18 protein-coding genes and 1 pseudogene are annotated in these 15,769 nt (G+C 73.8%); 8 read left to right on the forward strand and 11 right to left on the reverse strand.

The window, feature by feature from the left end; genetic code table 11:
• Window positions 1-21 precede the first annotated feature (21 nt).
• On the reverse strand, window positions 22-1,383 hold the full coding sequence (locus tag ACFPK1_RS02185; protein WP_378019246.1) for an MFS transporter: 1,362 nt from the start codon (window positions 1,381-1,383) through the stop codon (window positions 22-24).
• A 95-nt stretch (window positions 1,384-1,478) separates the two neighbouring features.
• Here ACFPK1_RS02185 and ACFPK1_RS02190 point away from each other — a divergent pair, with 95 nt between their 5' ends.
• The 8 genes from ACFPK1_RS02190 to ACFPK1_RS02225 are packed head-to-tail and all read left to right on the forward strand — an operon-like array spanning window position 1,479 to window position 7,459.
• Window positions 1,479-2,678 carry an alpha/beta fold hydrolase gene (locus ACFPK1_RS02190; RefSeq protein ID WP_378019247.1) on the forward strand — a complete coding sequence of 400 codons (1,200 nt, stop codon included), beginning with the start codon at window positions 1,479-1,481 and terminating at the stop codon, window positions 2,676-2,678.
• A complete protein-coding gene (locus ACFPK1_RS02195; RefSeq protein ID WP_378019248.1) occupies window positions 2,675-3,481 on the forward strand; it encodes an N-acyl homoserine lactonase family protein in 807 nt (268 codons plus the stop codon). Before ACFPK1_RS02190 ends, ACFPK1_RS02195 begins: the two co-directional genes overlap by 4 nt.
• The gene (locus ACFPK1_RS02200) at window positions 3,478-4,362 is read left to right on the forward strand and encodes an NAD(P)-dependent oxidoreductase (protein WP_378019249.1); all 885 of its coding nucleotides are present in this window, start codon (window positions 3,478-3,480) and stop codon (window positions 4,360-4,362) included. Before ACFPK1_RS02195 ends, ACFPK1_RS02200 begins: the two co-directional genes overlap by 4 nt.
• Entirely contained in the window at window positions 4,359-4,745 is a 387-nt protein-coding gene (locus tag ACFPK1_RS02205) for a cupin domain-containing protein (RefSeq protein WP_378019250.1), read from the forward strand. Before ACFPK1_RS02200 ends, ACFPK1_RS02205 begins: the two co-directional genes overlap by 4 nt.
• Window positions 4,742-5,137 (forward strand): carboxymuconolactone decarboxylase family protein, encoded by a 396-nt coding sequence (locus ACFPK1_RS02210; RefSeq protein WP_378019251.1) that lies wholly within the window; start codon window positions 4,742-4,744, stop codon window positions 5,135-5,137. Before ACFPK1_RS02205 ends, ACFPK1_RS02210 begins: the two co-directional genes overlap by 4 nt.
• On the forward strand, window positions 5,134-6,015 hold the full coding sequence (locus ACFPK1_RS02215) for an NAD(P)-dependent oxidoreductase (protein ID WP_378019252.1): 882 nt from the start codon (window positions 5,134-5,136) through the stop codon (window positions 6,013-6,015). The genes ACFPK1_RS02210 and ACFPK1_RS02215 overlap by 4 nt, the downstream gene beginning before the upstream one ends.
• Window positions 6,012-6,779 carry a carboxymuconolactone decarboxylase family protein gene (locus ACFPK1_RS02220; RefSeq protein ID WP_378019253.1) on the forward strand — a complete coding sequence of 256 codons (768 nt, stop codon included), beginning with the start codon at window positions 6,012-6,014 and terminating at the stop codon, window positions 6,777-6,779. Before ACFPK1_RS02215 ends, ACFPK1_RS02220 begins: the two co-directional genes overlap by 4 nt.
• Complete coding sequence (locus ACFPK1_RS02225) at window positions 6,776-7,459, forward strand: GntR family transcriptional regulator (protein WP_378019254.1); 684 nt, start codon at window positions 6,776-6,778, stop codon at window positions 7,457-7,459. The genes ACFPK1_RS02220 and ACFPK1_RS02225 overlap by 4 nt, the downstream gene beginning before the upstream one ends.
• Before the next feature lie 28 nt (window positions 7,460-7,487).
• Here ACFPK1_RS02225 and ACFPK1_RS02230 read toward each other — a convergent pair whose 3' ends face one another.
• The 10 genes and pseudogenes from ACFPK1_RS02230 to ACFPK1_RS02275 form a co-directional block, all read right to left on the reverse strand.
• Complete coding sequence (locus ACFPK1_RS02230; protein ID WP_378019255.1) at window positions 7,488-8,477, reverse strand: sensor domain-containing diguanylate cyclase; 990 nt, start codon at window positions 8,475-8,477, stop codon at window positions 7,488-7,490.
• Window positions 8,478-8,697: 220 nt separating this feature from the next.
• Window positions 8,698-9,897: an amidohydrolase family protein gene (locus tag ACFPK1_RS02235; protein ID WP_378019256.1), complete on the reverse strand. Its 1,200-nt coding sequence runs from the start codon at window positions 9,895-9,897 to the stop codon at window positions 8,698-8,700.
• A 65-nt stretch (window positions 9,898-9,962) separates the two neighbouring features.
• The gene (locus tag ACFPK1_RS02240) at window positions 9,963-10,904 is read right to left on the reverse strand and encodes an MBL fold metallo-hydrolase (RefSeq protein WP_378019257.1); all 942 of its coding nucleotides are present in this window, start codon (window positions 10,902-10,904) and stop codon (window positions 9,963-9,965) included.
• Window positions 10,901-11,800, reverse strand: a complete 900-nt coding sequence (locus ACFPK1_RS02245; protein WP_378019258.1) for a fumarylacetoacetate hydrolase family protein — start codon at window positions 11,798-11,800, stop codon at window positions 10,901-10,903. The genes ACFPK1_RS02240 and ACFPK1_RS02245 overlap by 4 nt, the downstream gene beginning before the upstream one ends.
• 9 nt (window positions 11,801-11,809) lie before the next feature.
• Window positions 11,810-12,901: a hypothetical protein gene (locus ACFPK1_RS02250; protein WP_378019259.1), complete on the reverse strand. Its 1,092-nt coding sequence runs from the start codon at window positions 12,899-12,901 to the stop codon at window positions 11,810-11,812.
• Window positions 12,902-13,001: 100 nt separating this feature from the next.
• Window positions 13,002-13,865, reverse strand: coding sequence for a LysR family transcriptional regulator (locus ACFPK1_RS02255; protein ID WP_378019260.1), 864 nt, complete (start codon window positions 13,863-13,865; stop codon window positions 13,002-13,004).
• 60 nt (window positions 13,866-13,925) lie between these two features.
• Window positions 13,926-14,225, reverse strand: coding sequence for a hypothetical protein (locus ACFPK1_RS02260; RefSeq protein ID WP_378019261.1), 300 nt, complete (start codon window positions 14,223-14,225; stop codon window positions 13,926-13,928).
• Window positions 14,226-14,269: 44 nt separating this feature from the next.
• The gene (locus ACFPK1_RS02265) at window positions 14,270-14,788 is read right to left on the reverse strand and encodes a hypothetical protein (RefSeq protein ID WP_378019566.1); all 519 of its coding nucleotides are present in this window, start codon (window positions 14,786-14,788) and stop codon (window positions 14,270-14,272) included.
• A gap of 122 nt (window positions 14,789-14,910) precedes the next feature.
• A pseudogene (locus ACFPK1_RS02270) lies at window positions 14,911-15,426 on the reverse strand (putative T7SS-secreted protein); the annotation flags it as partial.
• On the reverse strand, window positions 15,426-15,740 hold the full coding sequence (locus tag ACFPK1_RS02275; RefSeq protein WP_378019262.1) for a type VII secretion target: 315 nt from the start codon (window positions 15,738-15,740) through the stop codon (window positions 15,426-15,428). The gene ACFPK1_RS02275 and the pseudogene ACFPK1_RS02270, both read right to left, overlap by 1 nt.
• Window positions 15,741-15,769: the final 29 nt, after the last annotated feature.

The raw sequence follows: 15,769 nt of genomic DNA on the forward strand, positions 1-15,769 counted from the left end.
CACTCACGTGGGCGGAGCCCATCACTCGAAGTCGACGTCCTTCGTCTCGGGGCCGGCCGCCGCGCCGCCGGCCCCGAGCAGGCCGCCGAAGCCGAGCAGGACGAGCACCGCGACCGCGTAGGGCATGAACCCGCCGAGGCCCTCGAGGAAGAACGCGTAGAACGACGGGATCACGACCGACACGCTGAACCCGAGCCCGAAGCCGGAGGCGCGCACGTCGGTGCGGAAGCGCTCGGTGATGTAGGGCAGGACGACGCCCCACGGCGCGGTGACCACGATCGAGAACACGCAGACCACGAGGATGATCAGCCCGAGCGGCAGGCCCCGCGCGTTGACGAGCACGGCCATCAGCGCGACGCCCACGGTGGCGATGAGCAGCCCGCCGATCACGAAGAACCGCCGACGCCCGATGCGCTGGCCCAGCACCCCGGCGCCGATGTAGCTGCCGACCAGGCAGACGTAGGCGAGCAGCAGCGTGACCGTCAGCTGCGTGTTGGTGAGGCCGACGAGGTTGCGCAGCACGGTCGTCGGGAGGAAGAGCGTCACGAGGTTCTGGGTCAGCCAGAACCCGGTCATCATGAGGAAGACCTGCAGGAACGTCGGGCTGCGCAGCACGGCGAGCAGCGGGCGCCCGGCGCCGCCCTGCGAGGTGCCCTCCGACTTCGCGGCCTCGGCGGCCTCCCAGATCTCCGACTCGGAGACGCTGCGGACGTAGTAGGCGGCGAGCACGAACGCGAGCAGCGCGCCGAGCACGAACGGGACGCGCCATCCCCACACGGCGTACGGCGAGTCCGGCCCGGCCAGCGGGAAGAGCGCGAAGCCGGCGAGGGCGACGAGGTTGATGGCGATGTAGGCCAGCGGGAACGCCGACAGGATGATGCCGCCGAGCAGCCCGCGGCGGCTCTTCGTCGAGTACTCCATGGCCAGGGGCAGCGCGCCGGTGTAGCCGCCGCCGAGGCAGATGCCGTCGAGGAACCGCAGCACGATGAGCAGCCAGTACGCCGCGATCCCGATCGTCGTGTAGCCAGGCACCAGGGCGATGAGCAGCGTGATCACGCCGAAGCCGGTGACCGAGATGATCGTGCTGCGCCGCCGCCCGATGCGGTCGGCGAGCGCCCCGAACACCGCGGCGCCGATCGGGCGCCCGACGAGCGTCGTGACGAACACCAGCGAGGTGAAGATCGCCGCGGTTCCGGGGTCGAGCTGCGCGGGCTGGAAGTAGAGCAGCGCCGGGGTCAGCACCACCGTCGGCAGGTAGATGTCGAACATGTCGACGAACTCGGCGAAGAACGCCCCGCGGGTCGCCGACTTCCGCTTCGCCGCGCGCTCCGGGGTCTCGCTCGCCGCGGTGGCCACCGACCCGGCCTGCTCGTGACTCGTCATCGAGACCACTCCTCATGTCTGGCTGTCAGACAATCGGCAACGTAGGGTCGGCCCCGCCGGACGTCAACCACCTGGGGTCTCGACGAGGAGGCGCGATGGGGCTGGAGCTGCACTTGCTGACCGACGATCTGCTCGCCGGGCTCCCACCCGGCCCCGACTGGAGCCTGCTGCTGCAGATCGGGGCGGAGCGCCACCTCCTGCGGACGGTGGGCGGGGCCCTGCGCCACGAGGGCGCGCCCGGCATCAACGCCACCTGGGACGTCGGCTTCGCCGTGTCCGACGCGGAGTGGGCCGACTTCTGCGCCGACCCGCCCCCGCGCGGCGCCACGTCGGCCCAGGCCCTCGTCGCGACGCGGGGCAGCGAGCGGATCACCGGGCGGCGCGAGGTCTGGGCCCGCATCGCCCCGGCGGTCGACCGCTTCCTCGAGGCCCTGCGCCCCACTGACCGGAAGCGCCATCCCGACCCGGCCCCACCGCCGCCGGGGTTCGGGTCGAGCGTCGGGCGCTACCTGCACCTCGACGACGGAAGACGGATCTTCGTCGAGACCGCGGGGGAGGGCCCGCCGCTGCTGTGCCTGCACACCGCCGGCGCCGACTCCCGGCAGTTCCGCGGCCTGCTCGAGGACCCCCGCGTCACCGACCACCACCGGGTCATCGCGTTCGACATGCCCTGGCACGGGCGCTCCGACCCGCCCGACGACTGGCAGCACCGCCGCTACACCTTCGACACCGCGACCTACGCCGCGACGGTGCTCGCGGTCGCCGACGCCCTCGAGCTCGACCGCCCGGTGCTGCTCGGCTGCTCGATGGGCGGGGCGATCGCGCTCTACCTCGCCGCCGAATACGGGGAGCGGTTCCGCGGGGTGTGCGCGCTCGAGGGCGGGCTCGGGAGCCCCGGGCGCTTCGTCGAGTGGACCCACCGCGCCGACGTCGACCACTCCGCCTTCCTGACCAGCTGGGTCGGCGGGCTGATCGCCCCCGCGAGCCCGGCGGGTCGGCGCGCGCAGACGCTCTGGGGCTACGCGAGCAACGGGCCCGGCGTCTACCAGGGCGACACGGCGTTCTACTCGATCGACTTCCCGCCGATCGCCGCGGCGCTGGGTCGCGCGAGCTGCCCGTTGTACGTCTTCAGCGGCGAGTACGACTACTCGGCCACCACCGAGATGAGTCGCCGGGCCGCCGAGCAGCTCGGCGGTGAGCTCGTCGTCATGACCGGCCGCGGCCACTTCCCGATGTCCGAGGACCCCGAGGGTCTCCTCGAGTACCTGATGCCGGTGTTGGAGAAGATCCGATGAACGAGGTGCTCGCCGTCCGCTACGGCACCCGCACGACCACCCGTTCCGAGAGCTACCTCAACTGGCACGTCTACGGCGAGCCCGACGAGGCGTTCCCGATGGACTACTTCTTCTGGGTCGTCCGCAGCGGCGGGCGCACGACGGTCGTCGACTGCGGCTTCGACCCCGAGGTCGGACGGCGACGGGGCCGGGAGGTGCTCGTCGACCCGGTCGAGGCGCTGCGCGCGCTGGGCGTCGACCCCGCCGGCGTCGACCGGCTGGTGGTCAGCCACGCGCACTACGACCACATCGGCAACCTGTCCCACTTCCCGTCCGCCGAGATCGTCATGACGGCCCGGGAGCTCGACTTCTGGACGGGGCCGCACGCCGGGCGCGTGCAGTTCGCGCACTCGACCGAGAAGAACGAGATCGCCGAGCTCGCCCGCGCGGACGCCGAGGGCCGCGTGACGACGTTCTCCGGGGTCTGCGAGGTGGGGGACGGGTTCTCGCTGCTGGAGGTCGGTGGGCACACGCCGGGCCAGCTGATCGGGCGGGTCGACGTGGCGGGCGGCGAGGTCGTGCTCGCGGCGGACGCGCTGCACTTCTACGACGAGCTCACGCAGGACCGGCCGTTCTTCGTCGTCGCCGACCTGGAGGCGATGTACGCGGGCTTCGACACGCTGCGCGACCTCACCGAGGTCCCCGGCCGCGTGCTGGTCGCCGGGCACGACGTCGACGTGGGGCGCCGCTTCCCCGGCCGCGTGCAGGGCACCGGTATCGACGACCTCGTGATCCGGCTCGACGTGGGGGAGGCACTCCGATGACACCGGTCGGCATGATCGGGCTGGGCAACATGGGCGGGCGCATGGCACGCCGGCTCGTCGACGCCGGGTGGGAGGTCGTCGGGTACGACCCGGTGGCCGAGGTGACCGGCGTCGAGCTGGTGGCGGGCCCCGCGGCGGTCGCGGAGCGGTGCCCGGTCGTGCTGCTCTCGCTGCCCGACTCCACGGTGGTCGAGCCGGTGGTGCAGGAGCTGCTGTCCGCGGCGGGCGCCGGCACGACCGTCGTCGACCTCTCGACCGCGTCCCCGGAGTCGACCGTCGCGCTCGCCCGCGACGCCGCCGCGCGGGGCGTCACAGTCCTCGACGCCGGCATCTCCGGCGGCGCGGCGGCGGCCGAGAAGGGCACGCTCGTGATCATGGCGGGCGGGGACGCCGCAGCGATCGACGCGGTGCGTCCCGTGCTCGCGCCGCTGGCCGCGACCGTGCACCACCTCGGACCGGTCGGCGCCGGGCACACGGCGAAGCTGCTCAACAACTTCCTCAACGCGGTGACGCTCGCCGCGACCGCCGAGGTCATGGTCGCCGGCCGGCGCGCCGGGCTGGACCTGCGCACCCTGCTCGCGGCGATCAACGGTGGCAGCGGGCAGTCGTTCGCGTCGACCAACCGCTTCCCGCGCATCGTCGAGGGCGACTATCTCGAGGGCGGGCTGACCAGCCGTCTGATGACCAAGGACGTCACGCTCTACACGGAGCTGCTCGCCCGCCTGGGCGTGCCGTCGCTCAACGCCGCCGGGCCGGTCGCCTCGTTCGGGATGGCCGCCCACCTCGGCTACGGCGACCTCATCTCCAACCGCGTCGTGGACGCCCTCGGCGATCTCGCCGGCGGGGTCCGCATCCAGCAGAACCGGGAGACCTCCTCGTGAAGATCGTCCACGGCCGCGCCGACGGCGCCGTCACCGAAGCCCGCGGCGCCACCTTCACCGGCACCGTCTGGGGCGACCCCGTGCTGCCGACCACCGACGGCACCACGATCAACTCGGTGACGTTCACGCCCGGCGCGCGCACGTTCTGGCACCACCACGAGGGCGGTCAGATCCTCGTCGTCACCGCCGGCACGGGCTGGGTGTGCACGCACGGCGAGACGCCGCAGCCGCTGACCGTCGGCGACGTCGTCTGGGTCCCGCCGGGCGAGCAGCACTGGCACGGCGCCGGCCCCGACTCGATCATGACGCACCTCGCCACGTCGCTGGGCACGACGACCTGGCTCGACGAGGTGTCCGCCGACGAGTACGGGCAGGCGCGATGAGCCGCGAGAACGGGACGGACCACCGGTTCGAGCGGGGCCTGGCCATCCGCAAGGAGGTCGTCGGCGAGGCCCACGTCGAACGCTCGATGGCGAACGTCAGCGAGTTCTCCCGACCGATGCAGGAGTGGGTGACCCGCGCCTGCTGGGGCGAGGTCTGGGACCGGCCGGGGCTGGACCGGCGCACGCGCAGCCTGCTCAACCTCGTCATGCTCACCGCGCTGGGCCGCTCGCACGAGCTCGCCGTGCACGTGCGGGGTGCGCTGACCAACGGGTGCACGACCGAGGAGATCCAGGAGGCGCTGCTGCAGGCGGCGGTCTACTGCGGTGCGCCCGCGGGCCTGGAGGGGTTCCGGGTGGCGGAGAAGGTGCTGGCCGAGGAGGGACGGCTGTGAGCCCCCCGCCGAGCACACCGTCGAGCACCGTCGGGTTCGTCGGGCTCGGGCACATGGGGACACCGATGGTGTCGCGGCTGGTCGACGCCGGGGTGACGGTCCGGGCGTACGACGCGTCCCCGGAGGCTCGTGCGGCCTGCAGCGGGGCGGTGCCCGGGGCGACCGTCGTCGACTCCGCCGCCGACACCGCGACCGGCGCCGAGGCGGTGCTGCTCTGCCTGCCGGACAGCGACGTCGTCGAGGCGGTGGTGGCCGAGCTGGACGCCGCCCGGGTGGTCGTCGACATGAGCTCGTCGGAGCCGCTGCGCACCCGCGCGCTCGCCGCGCAGCTCGCCGAGACCGGCCGCGTGCTGGTCGACGCCCCGGTCTCCGGCGGCGTCGCGGGCGCCCGCGCCGGCACGCTCGCGATCATGGTCGGCGGCCCCGAGGAGGTCGTGGGCGAGCTGGAGCCCCTGCTCACCGCGATGGGACGGCCGCGCCACGTGGGGCCGGTCGGCGCCGGGCACGCGCTCAAGGCGCTGAACAACCTCATGTCCGCCGCGCACCTGCTCGCCAGTTCCGAGGCGGTGCTCGTCGGCGAGGAGTTCGGGCTCGACCCCGCGGTGATGCTCGAGGTCGTCAACGGGTCGTCGGGACGCAGCGGGTCGACCGAGAACAAGTGGCCGAACCACATCCTGCCCGGCACCTACGGCGCCGGCTTCGCGATCGGGCTCATGGTCAAGGACATCCACATCGCCCTCGACCTCGCCGGCAGCACGGGCGTCCCCACTCGGCACGCGGCGGCCACCGTCGCGGTGTGGGACGCGGCCCTCGCGGCGCTGGGGCCGGGCGCCGACCACACCGAGATCGCCCGCTGGCTGCGGGAGGAGGCATCGTGACGCTCACCGACGAGCAGCAGGCCATCAAGGACGAGTTCGTCCGCGTGCGCGGGACCTGGGACGGGTCGTGGGAGCGGATGCTCGAGCTCGACCCGGCGTTCGTGCGCGCCGCGCTCGATCTCGCCGCGGTGCCCGTCCGGCACGGGGCGCTCGAGCCCAAGGTCCGCGAGCTCCTGCACATCGCCGTCGACGCCGCGGCGACCCACCTCCACACGCCGGGGGTGCGCCGGCACGTGGCGGCCGCGCTGGACGCCGGGGCGACGCCGGCGGAGGTCATGGAGGTCCTCGAGCTGACGAGCACGCTGGGCATCCACGCGGCCAACATCGGGGTGCCGCTGCTGGTGGAGGTGCTCGTCGAGGAGGGCCTGCGCGCCGGCCCGACCCCGCTGGACGAGCGCCAGGAGCGGCTCAAGGCGGAGTTCACCGCGACCCGCGGCTACTGGCACTCCTTCTGGGACGAGATCCTCGAGCTGGACCCGGACCTGTTCGAGGCCTACGTCGCGTTCTCCTCGGTGCCCTGGCACACCGGCACGCTGGAGCCGAAGGTCAAGGAGCTCGTCTACTGCGCCTTCGACGCGTCGGCGACCCACCTCTACGTGCCGGGCCTCAAGCTGCACCTGCGCAACGCGCTGGGGCACGGCGCGACGGTCGCGGAGATCCTCGAGATGTTCGAGATCGCCAGCCTCGTCGGCCTCCACGCGGCCACGACGGCGGCGCCGATCCTGGCCGAGCTCGCGGGACGGGATGGCACGATCGACGCGTGACGTCGTCGGTGTGGGGCTCGGAGCCGCTGCCGCGGGTGGCCGCGCCGCTGCGCGAGCAGGTCACCGACCGGGTGCGCGCGGCGATCCTCGACCTGCGGCTCCAGCCCGGCGAGCGGCTGATCGAGCGCGAGCTCACCGAGAACCTCGGGGTCTCGCGGGCGACGGTGCGCGAGGTGATCCGCCAGCTCGCCGCCGAGGGCCTGGTCACCGTCGTGCCTCAGCGCGGGGCCGAGGTGACGTCGCTGTCGCCGTCCGACGCGGCCGACATCTACGAGATGCGTGCCTCGCTGGAGGCGCTCGCCGTCCGACGGTTCGTGCAGCGCGCGGACGACGAGCAGGTCCGCGCGCTGCGCGCGGCCGTCGACGAGATCGCTCGCAGCGCCGAGGCCGACGGCGACCACCTCGGCGCCAAGGACCGGTTCTACGAGGTGCTCATGGAGGGCTCGGCGAGCGGGCCGCTGCAGCAGACCCTCGCCGGCCTGCAGGCCCGCGTACGGCTGCTGCGGGCGACCTCGCTGTCCGCGCCGGGCCGTCCCGCCCGCGCGGCCGAGGAGCTGCGCGCCGTCGTCGACGCGATCGAGGCGCGCAACGCGGACGCCGCGGCCGAGGCGTGCGTGACCCACATCCGCCACGCCGCCGAGACGGCGACGGCGCAGCTCGGAGGCCCTGCGGGCACGTGAGTGAAATGGGTCGTCATCACGACCCAGATCACTCACGTGGGCCGGAGGCCCCTCGACGGGCGCGCTTGTCGGTGTACATCACCGAGTCCGCCTCGGCACACGCGCCGGGGAAGCCGCCGGCGACCGTGAACGGGGCCGCGCCGATCGAGCACGGGACGCCCGCGGCGTCGAGCGCGTCGCGCAGGCGCTCGACGAGGTTGTGCGCGTCCTCGACGCCGAGCTGGGCGACCAGCGCGAACTCGTCGCCGCCGAGGCGCGCGAGCGGGTCGGTGCTGCGGATCGTGGAGCGCAGGACCGCGGCGCAGTGGCGCAGGTGACGGTCGCCGGCGTCGTGGCCGTGGGTGTCGTTGACGGTCTTGAGGTCGTCGAGGTCCAGCATGACGACCGACGCGGGGTCGCCGAAGCGGCGGAACCGCTCGTCCTCGCGGGCGAGCCAGCGCTCCCAGCCGCGGCGGTTGAGCAGCCCGGTCAGCGCGTCCGACTCGCTGTCGCTGACGGCCCGCTCGAGCGCCCGCGCCGAGTCGACCGCGGCCGTGTCGGCCTCCAGCACCGAGGACAGGAGGCTGGACAGCAGGTCGAGCAGGGGCTCCTGGTCGACGGCCTCGGGGTCGACCGGACGGCGGTTCAGCCCGACGACCGTGCCCCACAGGTGGCCGTCGCCGGTGACGATCGGCGTGCCGACGTAGGTGCCGACGTCCATGCCGTGCGCCGCGGCCTCGGCGGCCATCTCGGCCAGGCCGGGGACGGTGCGGGTGTCGGGCACGATCCGGGGCGCCGCGCCCGCGACCATGAACTGGCACATCGAGCTCGACCACGCCGTGCTCTGGCCGGGAGCCAGGCCGTACCCGGAGTCGGACGTGACCAGCATGGTCTGCTGCCCGTCGGCGACGCGGGTGACCACCCAGGCGTCGAGCGGGACCACGCGCGCGAGGTAGTCGACCACCATGCGACAGGCCGCGTCGAAGGCCCGCGGTGGCGCGAGCCCGGTGGCGACCCGCAGGTCCTGGGTGGACGTCACGATTCCTCCCCCCGGCAGATGCGGTTCTCCCGACCGCTGCCGTCGTCCCAGTGTGGCCAGGACCCGCGTACCCGACTCGGCCAGGTCCCGCTCATCACCCGTCCTGGCGGATCTCGCGCCGTCTCGGGTCGTCTAGCGCCATCACGAGACGGCCGCATACACCGGGATGCGCGCGCTCCTCGGCCTTTCTCGACCCGTCTAGCGTCGCCGCGAGAAAGCTCTAGAGGTCGTCAGGGAGCCGGACGCCGGACCGCCAGACGCCACGGACGTCGCGGGTCGCGGTGACGTCGGCGAGCGGGTCGCCGGCGACGAGCAGCAGGTCGGCGCGCTGCCCGGGGGCGATGCGGCCGCGGTCGGCGAGCCCGAAGACGTCGGCGGGCACCGACGTCGCGGCCCGCAGCACCTGGCGGGGCGTCATCCCGGCGCGGGCGAGCAGCTCGAGCTCGAGGTGCATCGACGCGCCGTGGAGCACGGCCGCCGCGTGGCCCGGGACGTCGTTGGCGTCGGTGCCCGCGAGGATCGTGGCGCCGCCCTCGGCGAGGCGCGCGAGGTTCTGCGCGGCGTGCTCGTACGACGTGCCGGGCCGGCTGCTGACGGGCAGGTGGCCCCGGTCGCCGGCGCGCAGGGCGTCGACGACCTCCTTGTCCAGCCCGGCGAGCAGGCGCGGGTCACCGAGCAGCTCGTCGGTGCTCCGGGCGTCGGACCGGGCCCGCATCATCGCCAGCGTCGGGCAGACGACGAGGCCGGCGAGGTCGACGTCGTCGTCCAGCGGGCCGTCGAGCGGGACGTGGGTGAGGACGTCGACGCCGGCCTCGATCGCGGTGCGGAACGCCCAGCGGGTCGGCGCGTGCGCGACCGTCTGCAGGCCGTGGGATCGCGCCGCGGCGCACACCGCGGCGACGGTCTCCGGGCTGAGCACCGGTCGGTCGACGTCGGCGCTGTTCTCGACGAACACCTTGAGGTAGTCGGAGCCCTCGCGGACGCGGTCGGCCACGAACCGCTCGGCGTCCTCGGGGCCCGAGAGCCCGGGCATCCGCCAGCCCGACGGGTCCGGCGGCAGGATCACCGCGGGCCAGCCGTCCACGGCGCCGGCCATGAGCCCGGAGCTGCGCAGGTCGGCCTCGTCGGTGTTCTTGGCGGCGCGCCGGCGCAGCATCGCGGTGAACTGCGGAGGCGCCGAGAACATGTCGAGGACGGTGGTGACGCCGTAGCGCAGGTCCTGGTCGAGGTTGCCCGCGCCGCGCAGGTGCACGTGGGCGTCGACGAGGCCCGGGAGCAGCGTCATCCCGCGGCCGTCGACGTCGCCGCCGTCCTCGGATCCGGGACGGACGCCGGTGATGACGCCGTCGGCCACGGACACGCTCGCCACCCCGAGCACGTCGATGCCGTCGAACACCCGCGCGCCGGAGATCGTCGTCATGCCGTGCCTCCTTGCCGACCGGGTCCAGGGTGGCACCGGAGGGCGGAGTGTGTCGCGGGCGCGACTCAGGCGAAGCAGGTCAGCGGGCCACCGTGGTAGGTCACCATGTCGTCGAGGGCCCCGAAGACGTCGATCTGCCCGCCACGCTCCAGCCCGTCGAGCTCGGCGTAGGCGCGGTGGAGGTTGCCGACGATCCGCTCGGCGTCGGGCCAGTCGGTGAAACGACCGAGGTCGGTGTCGCGCGCCGCCTGCAGCGGGGTGAGGCCCGCGGCGCGGCCGCGCTCGGCGACGTCGAGGACGAAGCGCAGGTAGTCCAGCGTCGCGTCGAGCGGGGCGCGGTCGTGGAACACCGGGCCGTGGCCGGGCACGACGGTCTGCGCGCCGAGCGGGGCGATGACGTTCTCGAGCACGTCGATCGCCCCGTTCACCGAGCCCATGAGCAGGAACGGCGTGCCGCCGTTGAAGATCAGGTCGCCGCAGAAGAGCGTGGAGCGCTCGGGGAACCAGACGATCGAGTCGTTGCTGGTGTGCGCCGGGGTGCCCACGTACAGGACCTCGCCGCGCAGGTCGCCGACGTGCACGGCGACGCGGTCGGTGTAGGTCACGAACGGCGGGTCGAGGGGCAGGTCGCCCCACTCGGGGTTGTGCCAGTAGGGCAGCTCGCGGGCCGGGCCGAACGCGATCGCCTCGGCGCGCGTCCGCTCGTGGGCGAGGATCGTGGCGCCGCCGAAGAGCGCGTTGCCGAAGGTGTGGTCGCCGTGGTGGTGGGTGTTGACCAGGGTGCGCACCGGCCGGTCGGTGACCGACGCGATCGTGTCCAGGAACGCGCGGGTGCGCCGCTCGGTGGAGCAGGCGTCGACCGCGATCACGCCCTGCGGGCCGACGACGAAACCGGTGTTGTTGATCCACCACGTGCCGTCGGGCTGGACGTAGGCGTGGATGCCGTCGGAGACCTCCTCGCACCGCGGGGGCCCGGGCACGGTGATGTCGTCGGTGCGGGAGCTCATGACGCCTCCTTCAGCGGGATCGGGTCGGGGCCGGGGACGATCCCGGCGTCGATGGCGCCGAGCCCCTCGGCCTCGAGGTGCACACGGTCGCCGGGCCGCAGCCACGGGTAGGCGTCGCCGCCGTGGACCCGGGACAGCTCGAGCAGGCAACCGGTGCCCACCGTGCCCGAGCCGATGAGGTCGCCCGGCACCACGCGGGTGCCGCGCGAGGCGTACGCGATCATCTGGGCGAAGCTCCAGTACAGGGCGTCGAGCCGCCCCGCGCTGCACGGCCGGTCGTTCACCGACGCCGCCATCGCCGCGGTCGGCACGAGCTCGTCGGGCGTGACCATCCACGGCCCGCAGCTCGAGGCGAAGTCCTTGCCCTTGGCCGGGCCGAGGTTGAGCTTCATCTCGGTGCCCTGCAGGTCGCGGGCGCTCCAGTCGCAGAAGAGCACGTAGCCCGCGATGTGGTCGGCGGCATCGGCCGGGGCGACGTCGCGTCCCTCCCGGCCGATCACCGCCGCGATCTCGAGCTCGTAGTCCAGCGCCTCGCTCCCCGGCGGGACCGGGATCTCGTCGTGCGGCCCGCGCAGCGACGACGGGTTCGTGAAGTAGAAGCACGGCTGGGCGTACCAGAGCGGGTCGACGGTCAGCCCGATCGCCGCGCTGGCGGTGACGACGTGCTCCTCGAACGCCATGAAGTCGCGGATCGAGGGCGGCCGGGGGATCGGCGGCTGGAGGGTGACGGTGGCCGGGTCGATCGGCTCGCCGACCTGCTCCGCGGCCGCCGCCAGCCCCTCGCGCGCGATCAGTTCGAGCAGCGACGACGTGCCCGGGACGGGGTGGAGCCGGTCGCCCCGCCACAGGCCGACCTGCTCGTCACCGTCCGTCGTCCGGTACGTGCTCCAGCGCAACGATCCTCCTCAGCCGAACTCGGCGCGCAGCTGCTCGGCAGCGGCCGCCATCGAGACGAGCTTCCCGCGGGCCATCGGCCGCGGCAGCGAGAACAGACCACAGTCCGACGTCAGGTGCACGCGGTCGGGCGAGACGTGCTCGAGCGCCTTGCGGACCCCGGCCACGATCGCGTCCGGCGTCTCGACCACCAGGCGCTTGATGTCGATGCAGCCCACGCCGATGCCCTTGTCGCTGGGGAAGCGTGACCAGAGGTCGAAGTCGTCGTCGGGAAAGCCCGTCTCGGCGAAGGCGTACTCGACGGCGTCGACCTGCAGCTCGTTCGCGACGAGCTCGTGGAAGCCCGCGTAGGGGGTGATGCCGACCGGGACGCCGCTGGCCAGGTGGCAGATGTGGAAGATCGTCAGTGCCTCGACCCCGTCCAGAGCCTGGTTGAGCGTCTCGACGACCAGCGGGTAGTCCTCGGGCTGGTGCAGGGTGAAGCCGACGTCGTCGAGCTGCAGCACCTCCACGCCGGCGGCGACCGCGTCCTTGAACTCGGCGTTGTAGGCCGCGGCGAGGTCGCGGTACAGGGCCTTCTTGTCGTGGTAGTGCCGGTCGGTGAGCCAGCCGGCGAGGTTGGCCGGGCCCATGCCGCTGCAGAACTTCACGGTGCGGGGGCTGACGGCGCGCGCGGAGCGCCACAGGTCGGCGAGGTGCATCGTGCCGCGCCCGATCGGGCCGTCGACGGCGACCTCGCTCCACGTGCCGGCGAACGGGGCCGCGGTCTCCGTGCCGAACAGGTCGAACAGGTGGTTCGGCGCGGGCTCCACCGTGATGCCGTCGAGGTGGTAGGCGGGGTAGAGGAGGAACGAGGAGATGAAGCCCTCGTGGCGGTCGTACCAGAGGTGGCCGTCGGTGGGCAGGTCGATGCCGGCGTCCACCTGGTCGCCGATCATGGCGCGGACGCCGTCGCTGTAGGCCTCGGCGAAGTCCCCGCGGCGCATGGCCACGCGGATGTCCTCGCCGCCGAGGTCGAAGGTGTTCCACTTCGGCCGCGGGTAGGAGCCCACCGCGGTGGTCGGGAACAGGTGGCCGAAGTGGTCGCTGAGCCGGCGGGCCATGGTGGGCCTCCCACGTCGTCGAGGGGTCGTCGTGCCCACCGTGGCGCGGACGGCGACCCGGATCACGTGCCGGTTCGGTTGCGATGCGGCCTTGACAGGGTCAGGTGGCGAGCAGCTCGGCGGCCTGGCGGAAGGCGAGCGCGGTGCGCGAGTCGTCGTCGGCGCGCGTGGCCACCGAGACCTGCGCCTCCGCGCCGGCGAGCGGCACGAAGCACACGTCGGGGCGCGGGAAGAAGCGCCGGGCGAGCTCGCCGTGGACGCCGAGCATCCCGGAGGTGGCGACGGCGGCGGGGATCGCGGCCGGGGTGCGGACGACCGGGCTGCGCCGCGACGCCTGCCCCGTGAACCCGGCCCAGGCGCCGAGGCCCGGGTGCCGCCCGGCGGGCGCCACCCACGGGTGTCCCTCGACGTCGTCCTCGGTGAGGTGGTCCGCGTCGGCGAACGGTGACGCGGCGGGGACCACGGCGACCCGTGGGGTCACGAACAGGCGGTCGAGGCGCACGCCCTCCACCGGCCCGACGTCGTGGATCACGGCGACGTCGACGTCCCCGTCGCGCACGGCCTCGTACTGTCTGTCCCAGTCCTCGATGTGCACGAGCGTGCTGCCCGGGAGCTGGGCGCGGACCAGCTCGCGCAGGTCGGGCCAGCGGTCGGCCGCCCCGAAGCCCAGGACGCCGACGCGCACCACGGCGTCGTCGGGGGTGGGCGGCGCGTCGCGGACGGCGGCGGCGAGGTGGTCGACGCGGGCGAGCACGTCGCGGGCCCGCTCGACCAGCCGCGCGCCCGCGGCCGTCAGCTCGACCCGCCGGCTCGTGCGGTCGAACAGCCGCGCGCCGACCTCCTTCTCCAGGGCGCGGACACGCCGACCGAAGGCCTGCGGAGCGATGTAGTGACGCTCCGCCGCCTTCCGGAAGTGCCGTTCCTCCGCGAGGGTGACCACATAGCGGAGTTCTCGTATGTCCATGTCCGCCTCCGTGTCCGGCGACGCTACTGCGCTCCGGGGGCGGGTGGAACGGGTCTGGACTCAAGTACCGCGAGCGGCCTCGATCGCGTGCGCGATCTCGTCGCCGGCGGGGGTGTTCTGCACCCAGCAGACGTTGCCCGGCCGAAGCTCCTGCTCTGGGTCCCACCACTCGCGACGTACGCGCGCCAGCGCATCCTCTGCCGTCGATGACCAGGGCTCGAAGCGCGGACGGAGATCGCCGAGTTCGGCCAGGCCGCGTGTGACGAGGCTGGTCAAGACAGCGATCGTCGCGGCTCGGAGGTCGGCGGCACTGCCACTCTCGTGCACGCCCACCAGCCACCGTGCTTCGTCCAGGCTCACCCAGTCGCTCAACCCGCGGACCAGGAGCTCCCGCGCAGGAGGCGTCAGTTCAGCGGAATGTGGATCTTCCATCTCTCCCCGTTCGGCAGTCGTGCGTCGATCGTGGTGCCCGGAGACCTCGCCTCATCTCTCAGACCGATCTCGGTCCCGTCGGAGAGCCGTACCACTCTGCCCGAGTAGTTGGTCCAGCTCGTCGGCTCCGCGCCGTCCGCGAGATCCTCGTACAGGGCCTCGACGTCCCCGGAGGTCGGGAGCTGTCGTACGTTGCGGTTCTTCCCCGGCTCGCCGACCGATCTCAGCTGTTCGGCCGGTGGGAGGGGCGCATCGCTCCCGGCGTCCGCATCGGTCGCGACGGTGAAGGGGGCGACGCGGTCGTCCGTGAGGGCGTGCTGGACGGTGTCGGCGGCTCCGAGTCCCGCCATGGCCGCCCCGGTGGCGACGCCGGCCGCGGAGAGCGCGCCGAACGGGACGCCCACGGGGGCGCCGACGCCGGTGGCCGTGACGCCGACCGATCCGGCCACACCGACGGCGCTGACGCCCGCGAGCGCGCCGCCGCCGAGCATCGCCGCGACGTTCCGGGGTGGTCGAGCAGGGCGTTGCCGAGCGACGCGCTCGCGTTGCCGAGCCCCGCCGCGACGGCCCCCGCGCCGTCGGCCAGCTCACCCCAGAACCCGGGCGCGGCCGGTGCCCCGGCACCGGCCGCCGTGACGACGCCGGCCGCCGCGTCACCGGAGTCGCGGACGTGCGCGCGGGCCTGCGCGAGAACGGCCCGGGCGTCGGCGCGTGCCGCGTCCCCGGGGTCGACGAAGGGAACGGGCACCGCGCCCGCGGCCACCGCCTCGTCGTACCGGGCACGGGCGGTGATCGACGTCGCCTGGGCTTCCTGCCAGCGCACGATCGCCTCGCCGGCGCGGCCGCGCGCCCACTCGATCGCGCCCGCGTGGTCGTCCACGGCGCGGGCGGCCTCAACGAACGCGACGGCCGCGTCCTGCCATCGTCGGGGCTCGACGGTGAAGGCGGCGCGGAAGCCGTCCGCCGCCGGGCCGGACCAGCCATCGGGCGTCCCGATCCGATCGAGCCCGGTCGCGGCGTCGCCGAGCATCTGCGCGTAGCGGCGGTAGGTCGCTCCGGCGGTCCGGAGGACGACGGGGTTGCCCGGGACGAGCGCGGCCGGGTCCTCGGTGGCGCCGAGCTCGGCCATCAGCCGCCGCCCGGATCGGGCCCGGAGCCACGCACCAGTCCGTCGAGGCCACGCGCCGCGCCGGTGTCGGTGCGCCGATAGCCGGCCTCCGCGGCGTCCAGCCGGTCGGCGACGGCGTGACCGTCCTCGGCGAGCGCCTCGACACCGCGCTGCCACCGCGTCGCGAACTCGGCGAGGGCATCGTTGAGTCGCTCGTGTCCCGCGGCGGTGCCGACGCCGTCGAGCTGCCCCACCCCGACCTGGTCGACCGTCGCCCGAATGCCCTGGGCCGCGCGGTGCAGGGCCTCGAGATCCACCGCGTAGCCACCCGTCACGCCCGGAGGCTGGCACGTGCGACACCGCC

Origin of the sequence: Actinomycetospora rhizophila (genome assembly GCF_042657905.1) — a bacterium.
Taxonomy (GTDB): domain Bacteria; phylum Actinomycetota; class Actinomycetes; order Mycobacteriales; family Pseudonocardiaceae; genus Actinomycetospora; species Actinomycetospora rhizophila.

What these genes read in the sequence shown, in the direction of transcription:
- ACFPK1_RS02185 (WP_378019246.1), bottom strand. Translation starts at nt 1,383, where the DNA reads ATGACGAGTCACGAGCAGGCCGGGTCGGTGGCCACCGCGGCGAGCGAG.
- ACFPK1_RS02190 (WP_378019247.1), top strand. Translation starts at nt 1,479, where the DNA reads ATGGGGCTGGAGCTGCACTTGCTGACCGACGATCTGCTCGCCGGGCTC.
- ACFPK1_RS02195 (WP_378019248.1), top strand. Translation starts at nt 2,675, where the DNA reads ATGAACGAGGTGCTCGCCGTCCGCTACGGCACCCGCACGACCACCCGT.
- ACFPK1_RS02200 (WP_378019249.1), top strand. Translation starts at nt 3,478, where the DNA reads ATGACACCGGTCGGCATGATCGGGCTGGGCAACATGGGCGGGCGCATG.
- ACFPK1_RS02210 (WP_378019251.1), top strand. Translation starts at nt 4,742, where the DNA reads ATGAGCCGCGAGAACGGGACGGACCACCGGTTCGAGCGGGGCCTGGCC.
- ACFPK1_RS02235 (WP_378019256.1), bottom strand. Translation starts at nt 9,897, where the DNA reads ATGACGACGATCTCCGGCGCGCGGGTGTTCGACGGCATCGACGTGCTC.
- ACFPK1_RS02240 (WP_378019257.1), bottom strand. Translation starts at nt 10,904, where the DNA reads ATGAGCTCCCGCACCGACGACATCACCGTGCCCGGGCCCCCGCGGTGC.
- ACFPK1_RS02250 (WP_378019259.1), bottom strand. Translation starts at nt 12,901, where the DNA reads ATGGCCCGCCGGCTCAGCGACCACTTCGGCCACCTGTTCCCGACCACC.
- ACFPK1_RS02255 (WP_378019260.1), bottom strand. Translation starts at nt 13,865, where the DNA reads ATGGACATACGAGAACTCCGCTATGTGGTCACCCTCGCGGAGGAACGG.
- ACFPK1_RS02265 (WP_378019566.1), bottom strand. Translation starts at nt 14,788, where the DNA reads ATGCTCGGCGGCGGCGCGCTCGCGGGCGTCAGCGCCGTCGGTGTGGCC.